Genomic DNA, 2,150 nt, shown 5'->3' with positions numbered 1-2,150 from the left:
AACATAGGTCCTGAGGCCTCTTACCCAGTGATGGAGGGTAAGGCTCTCATATTCAAGTTCTTAGGCGGTGTAGACGCGGTTCCTCTCCCGATCAGAGCTAAAGATGCAGATGATTTTATTGAGACGGTTAAAAAGTTGGAGCCGGCTTTTGGAGGAATAAATCTTGAGGATATTGAAAGTCCCAAATGTTTCTACATACTTGAGAGATTAAGAAAAGAAATGAATATACCTGTTTGGCATGATGATCAACAGGGGACGGCTACAGCCACTTTGGCAGGTCTTATTAATGCTTTAAAAATTGTTGGTAAAAAAATCTCTGACATAACTATCTCGATGATAGGTGCAGGAGCATCAAATATAGCTACTTATAATCTACTTGTTAAATATGGTGCTAAGCCTAAGAATATAATACTTGTGGATACTAAAGGCATATTACATGCGGAGAGAGAAGATCTTGATAAACTTATGTTTGAGAATCCGTGGAAATATAAGATCGCCATCGAAAGCAATGGAGAGTTGAGAAAAGGTGGTATTAAAGAAGCTATTGTAGGCACAGACGTAGTTATAGCAGCCTCTAGGCCGGGTCCAGGGATCATTAAAAAAGAGTGGGTAGCCATGATGAATAAAGATCCTATAGTTTTTGCATTAGCAAATCCTGTCCCAGAGATATGGCCTTGGGAGGCTAAAGAAGCTGGCGCTAGAGTGGTGGCCACTGGCAGAAGCGATCTTCCTAATCAGATTAACAATAGTCTGGCGTTCCCAAGCGTCTTCAGAGGAGCTCTTGATGTCAGAGCCAGAACAGTGACTGATGAGATGGCTATTGCGGCTGCAGAAGCCTTAGCAAAACATGCTGAGGAGAAAGGGATCAGCGAAGATTATATAATACCTACTATGGAGGAGTTCGAGGTTTATATAAAGACTGCTGTGGCAGTTGCTGAGAAAGCTATTGAACAAGGTGTTGCAAGAATCAAAAGATCAAGATCTGAGCTGGAGGAGACTGCATCAACTATAATAAGAAATGTGAGACTAAAATATGAGACATTGGTTAAAAATGGATTTATAAAAGATATTGTACAACTCTAGATGGAGGTGTAACCTATGGATCCTGTTCAGTTTAGAATCAGATATGCTGAAAAGAAAGATCTTGATCAAATAGTTGAGCTAGTAGTGAGACTTAAGAAACTAAATGAAGAATTCGATCCATTATATACTGTGAGAGAAGATATTCAAGAAGTCGCAAGGGAATATATATCAAAATCATTTGATAGAGAAGAAGTTTTCATGTTAGTTGCAGAAGATGGCAACAAGATAGTAGGTGTCATTCGCGTAGAGATAAGATCTAGACTGTTTTATCAGCCAATATTCTCGGGAGTTGTAACAGATCTTTATGTGTCTCCAAGTTATAGAGTTAAAGGAGTAGGGACAGCCCTGCTGGATGAGGCAGTAAAGATCTTGAGAGGCAAAGGGATCAGTATTGTATGTGCAGAATTTCCTCCTATGAATAAGATAGCTGTAGACTTCTATCAGAAAAGAGGTTTCAAACCTCTCTTATACACCTTCTTCAAAGAGATATAATAAAAAGATTTTAATTTTTTAATCATTTATATCTATAGAGATAGGTATAGGCCTTGGATCAGGCAATATTCTAATTACTGCATCGCCTCTTTTCATAAGAATCATCAGATCCTCTATTAATTTATTGTTTATTTTAAGAAAATCTGAGGCTTCTCTCCAGAAGTTTCTGTTAGGATTGCTCATTATGATTAATAATCCTATGTTCTCCACAATCAGATCCCAATTTTCTCCAAAATCTCTGAAATCTTGTGTTGCTAACGCGACTGATAATCCGTATCCTCGTGCAAGTCTCATCAAATTAATGATTCTTTTAGATAATCCTCTGCTTAATAACATCCAAGCCTCATCTAGACCTAAAAAAGTTTTCACCTGATCATCAGGATTTTCTCTGGAAGTCATATTGATCATATCTTGAAAAATCATATTTATAGCATATCTTAAAAGCTCTTCTCTCTCTTTGCTTAAACTTCTTAATGTTATAACATTAATCTTGTTCTTAACTATTTTATAATGTCCCGTATCTCTTCTATCTAAAGATGCGATTTCTCTGAGAATTCTTTCTATAATTCCATTAA

At 37.1% G+C, this 2,150-nt stretch carries 2 protein-coding genes and 1 pseudogene; 2 read left to right on the top strand and 1 reads right to left on the bottom strand.

The window, feature by feature from the left end; translation table 11 throughout:
- A partial coding sequence (locus B7L70_RS12550) for an NADP-dependent malic enzyme (protein WP_081228459.1) occupies window positions 1-1,083 on the top strand: 1,083 nt, incomplete at its 5' end.
- A gap of 15 nt (window positions 1,084-1,098) precedes the next feature.
- A complete protein-coding gene (locus tag B7L70_RS12545) occupies window positions 1,099-1,575 on the top strand; it encodes a GNAT family N-acetyltransferase (protein WP_081228458.1) in 477 nt (158 codons plus the stop codon).
- A gap of 18 nt (window positions 1,576-1,593) precedes the next feature.
- Here the strand turns inward: B7L70_RS12545 and B7L70_RS13655 are convergent.
- Window positions 1,594-2,150, bottom strand: a pseudogene (locus B7L70_RS13655) (hypothetical protein); the annotation flags it as partial.

The sequence above is a fragment of the Vulcanisaeta sp. EB80 genome (assembly GCF_002078205.2).
Note: the sequence above shows the minus strand (reverse complement) of the source record. Positions and strands in the feature narration are given on the sequence as shown.